The sequence below is a fragment of the Rhodococcus sp. EPR-147 genome (assembly GCF_001647185.1).
Classification (GTDB): domain Bacteria; phylum Actinomycetota; class Actinomycetes; order Mycobacteriales; family Mycobacteriaceae; genus Rhodococcoides.
This window is the reverse complement of sequence record NZ_LVCU01000227.1, coordinates 1-3,885: the sequence shown is the minus strand read 5'-3', so window position 1 is coordinate 3,885 and position 3,885 is coordinate 1. Positions and strand designations below refer to the sequence as shown.

Here is a 3,885-nt window from a genome sequence, read left to right as displayed (position 1 = left end):
GGTGGTCGCACTCCGGTATCGGACCCGCGCACTGGTCACCTCCGCGGTGGCCGGCACTCTCGTCGGTTTCGTCGCGGCCGGAACCCAGACGGCCATCACCGTCGCCAGTGCCGCCCTACTGGGCGGCCTGGTCGGGCGGGCGAAACGCAGGAAGCAAGGACTGTTCGGCGTTCTCGTCACCTCGATGGTCGTCGGGCCGGTGCTCGGGGCGTTGACGGTGCTGATGCTGCTCGTTCTCGTTCCGTTGCGCGAGCTGTTTCTCGAGACTCTCCGCAACACCTTCGAGGGCATTTCTCGGTTGCTCGAGCGCACATCGGCACTGCAAGGCGTGGCCGACGTGATCCGCACCAGCTCCACGACCGTGCTCGACAACTGGTGGTGGTGGGTCGGCGGGTCGATCGCCTTCGGCATCGTCACCGGAACGTTGTTCGCGTGGCTCATCCTCACCGCGATTCTGGACCGTCTCTCCACCATCCCCACCCCCGAGCCCCTGGCTTCCAGCACCGACGACGAGATCGGGCCGCTGCCGGTCACACTCACCGCGGTCGGGTTCCGGTACCCGGGAAGCACGACGTCCGCGTTGACCGGCGTCGACCTCCGCATCGACACCGGTGAATCCGTGGCGATCGTCGGCCACAACGGTTCCGGCAAATCGACGCTGACGCGGATCCTCGCCGGCCTCGAACCGTCGGAGGGCACCGTGGACAGGCCCGGCTCGACCGGACTCGGACGGTACGGCGGCACCGCAGTGGTGCTGCAGCGCCCCGAAAGCCAGATCCTCGGCACCCGCGTCGCCGACGACGTGGTGTGGGGACTACCGCCCGGCGATTCACGTCCCGACGTGGAGGCCTTGCTCGACGAGGTCGGGCTCGGCGGTATGGGAGCGCGCGACACTGCCTCCCTCTCCGGCGGCGAAATGCAGCGACTCGCGGTCGCCGCAGCACTTGCTCGCCGTCCTGCCCTGCTCATCGCCGATGAGGCAACCGCCATGATCGACGCCTCAGGGCGCGAACATCTGGTCTCGCTCCTCGCCGAATTACCCCGCAGGCACGCGATGTCGGTCGTGCTCGTCACCCACCACGTCTCGGAAACCGTCGCCGCAGATCGCGTCGTACATCTGCACGAGGGGTATCAGGTGCATTACGACTCGACATGGATGCACGCTCGGACGGGTAATGCCGCTGCACTGCACGACAACTCGAGCGAACGCATCCTCGAGCTGAGCAGCGTCGCGCACACGTACAACCGGCGCACACCGTGGGCTCAGGTAGCACTGAACGGCATCGACGTCACTGTCAAACGCGGTGAGGGTGTACTCGTTCTCGGTGGGAACGGTTCGGGCAAATCCACTCTCGCCTGGATCATGGCCGGCCTCACCGGCCCGACCCAGGGCACCGCCCAGCTCGGCGGCAAGGCGATGACCGCACGTGTCGGCGATGTCGGACTCGCCTTTCAGCACTCTCGCCTGCAGCTGCAGCGGCGCACCGTCTCCGAGGACATCGCTGCCGCTGCCGGTCCCGAAACAGGTTCTGCCACAGTGTCGGCCGCGATGGATGCCGTCGGCCTGGACAGGTCGTTGGCGGCTCGCGACATCGATTCGCTCAGTGGTGGTCAGATGCGACGCGTGGTGCTGGCCGGGCTGATCGCGCGTCGTCCTCGGCTACTGGTTCTCGACGAACCCCTGGCCGGGCTCGACCCTCCCGGCCGCGACGACATCATCGGCGTTCTCGCCGGACTGCGCGATCGCGGCGTTGCCATCGTCGTCATCTCCCACGACGTGGACGGTATGGACACCGTCTGCAGTCGCACCATCACGATGGCCGACGGCCACATCGTCTCCGATTCGATCCTGGGGAGCGTGCACTCGTGACCACCGTCGTCTTGCGTCAGGTCCCGCGATTCTCACCGATCCACCGCCTGTGGGCCGGCACCAAACTCGTCGCCGTGCTGCTGCTGAGCATCACTCTCGTGGTGGCACCGACGTGGCCTGCCCTCGGAATAGTGTTCGCGCTGTTGGTCATCGCCGCCATCATCGCGCATGTCCCGATCACCGCAATTCCGCGTCCACCGTGGTGGATCTGGGCACTGTTCGGCGTCGGAGCTCTCATCAATCTGCCGATCGGCGGCGCGGCGGTGCTGGTGTATCTGCGCGCGACGCTGTTCATCTTCGTCCTGCTCGGCGCATCGATGATGATCGGCTGGACCACGTCGATGAGCGACATCGCCCCTGCGGTCTCCAAATTGGGCGCGCCGCTGAAGAAGCTGAAGTTGCCGGTCGACGAGTGGGCCATCGCCGTGGCCCTGAGCCTGCGGTCGCTTCCGCTGCTGATCGAAGAGATGCGCACCCTCAATGCTGCCCGACGCCTGCGCCCCAAGCCGGTCGTCAACAGCGCGTCGGACAATTCTCTGGTCGACATCGTCACGACGGTGATGTCGGTGGCGATCAGGCGGGCCGACGAAATGGGTGGGGCCATCACCGCCCGCGGCGGAACCGGAATGATCACCGCCACCGACGCCCGGTTCAAGGCCTCCGACGCGGTGACGCTGACCGTGGTGACTCTGGCGTGCGCCGCAGCCATCGCGATCAGCTTCCTGTTGGGCTGACCTACTCCCCCGCGAGACGTTCGGTGCGCGAGTTCAAGGCCTTGACGAACACGTCCGGGATGTCGCGCGGATCCTCGGCGACATAACTCGTTCCACCGGTCGCAGCCGAAATCTGCTGCAGTGCAACCGGATCTGCATCACTGGTGACGCCGACGGTGATGATCACGATGGGTCGCACCGGATCCTGTTCCTTCTGCAGCGACGCCAGCAGCTCGTCGAGGGAGATACTGCCCTCGTCCTCGTTGGCACCGTCGGTCAGGATGATGACACTGTTGACGTAGTCGGGGTCGTATCCCTCCTTGACCCGCCGGAATGCAGCCAACGTGGTGTCGTAGAGCCCCGTTCCGCCGCCGACGAGAGCCGGGAGCCCCCGGATCGAATCGAGAATGGCGTCGCGCTGCGATTTTCCGTTGAACGTACCGTCGGCCTTACCCATCGGCACCAATTCACGGTGGTCCTGCTTGCCACCACCGAGCCCGATCGAGAACGCCCACAACCCCATCTGCGTCTGATCGCTGAAAAGCGAGTTGGCACCGACCGACGCGTCCACGGTCAGCGCGATGCGGGTGGAGTCACCCGATTTCGCGGCCATCGAACCCGACACGTCCTCGACGACGAGGGTACGCAACGGCAGTGCGAGCACGGCCCAGTCCCGCAGCGTCGTCTCGATGGACAGCGGATTCTTGATCTCGAGCGACGCAACGGACCCGACGCCTCGGCCGTCGGGAAGTGGTGTGCCACTCGATGTTCGGAAGCCGGCTGCGACCAAGGTCTCGGCGGCAGACGCGGTGGCGAGAACCGAGCCCAGTGCGGCTCCGGCCTGCTTGACGCGGTCGTATTCGGGGCCGGCAGGCGCGGTCACGGCCAGCGGGTAGTTGAGGAAATAGCTGCCGGTCGGCGGAACCGACTCGGTCAGTCCCGATCCCGGATTGTCGGCCTCGTACGCAAGCAGTGCCTGCTCGGTCGCCACGCTGGTGCCACCCTCGGCGGCCACCTGGGCCACCAGATCCGGGGTGTCGTGTGGAGTGTCCGCGATTCGTCCGAAGTCCTGAGCCATCGGGACCAGGGCCGCCGACACGGCCTTGGCGTCGGAGATCGCCACCTCGGATTCGGCCAGCGCACCGAGGATCGCGGCATTCGAGGCGCTGCTGGTCAGGGGATCACCGATGCGTTGCCCGGGAAGCTGGAGCACGCTGAGCCAGGTATCGGTCACCGGAGCGGCATCGGACTTCGAGACCAGGACCGGCAACGTGTTCGCGACGGAGGCCTTGGCCAGCTCGG

Annotated in this window: 3 protein-coding genes; 2 read left to right on the top strand and 1 reads right to left on the bottom strand. The window is 66.4% G+C overall.

The window, feature by feature from the left end; translation table 11 throughout:
• The coding region (locus A2J02_RS11135) for an ABC transporter ATP-binding protein (RefSeq protein WP_068050077.1) at positions 1 to 1,870 on the top strand (1,870 nt) is incomplete at its 5' end.
• Positions 1,867 to 2,604, top strand: a complete 738-nt coding sequence (locus A2J02_RS11130; protein WP_068050075.1) for an energy-coupling factor transporter transmembrane component T family protein — start codon at positions 1,867 to 1,869, stop codon at positions 2,602 to 2,604. The genes A2J02_RS11135 and A2J02_RS11130, both read left to right, overlap by 4 nt.
• A gap of 1 nt (position 2,605) precedes the next feature.
• Here the strand turns inward: A2J02_RS11130 and A2J02_RS11125 are convergent.
• Positions 2,606 to 3,885 (bottom strand): VWA domain-containing protein (locus A2J02_RS11125; protein ID WP_068050073.1); only part of this gene is annotated, 1,280 nt, incomplete at its 5' end.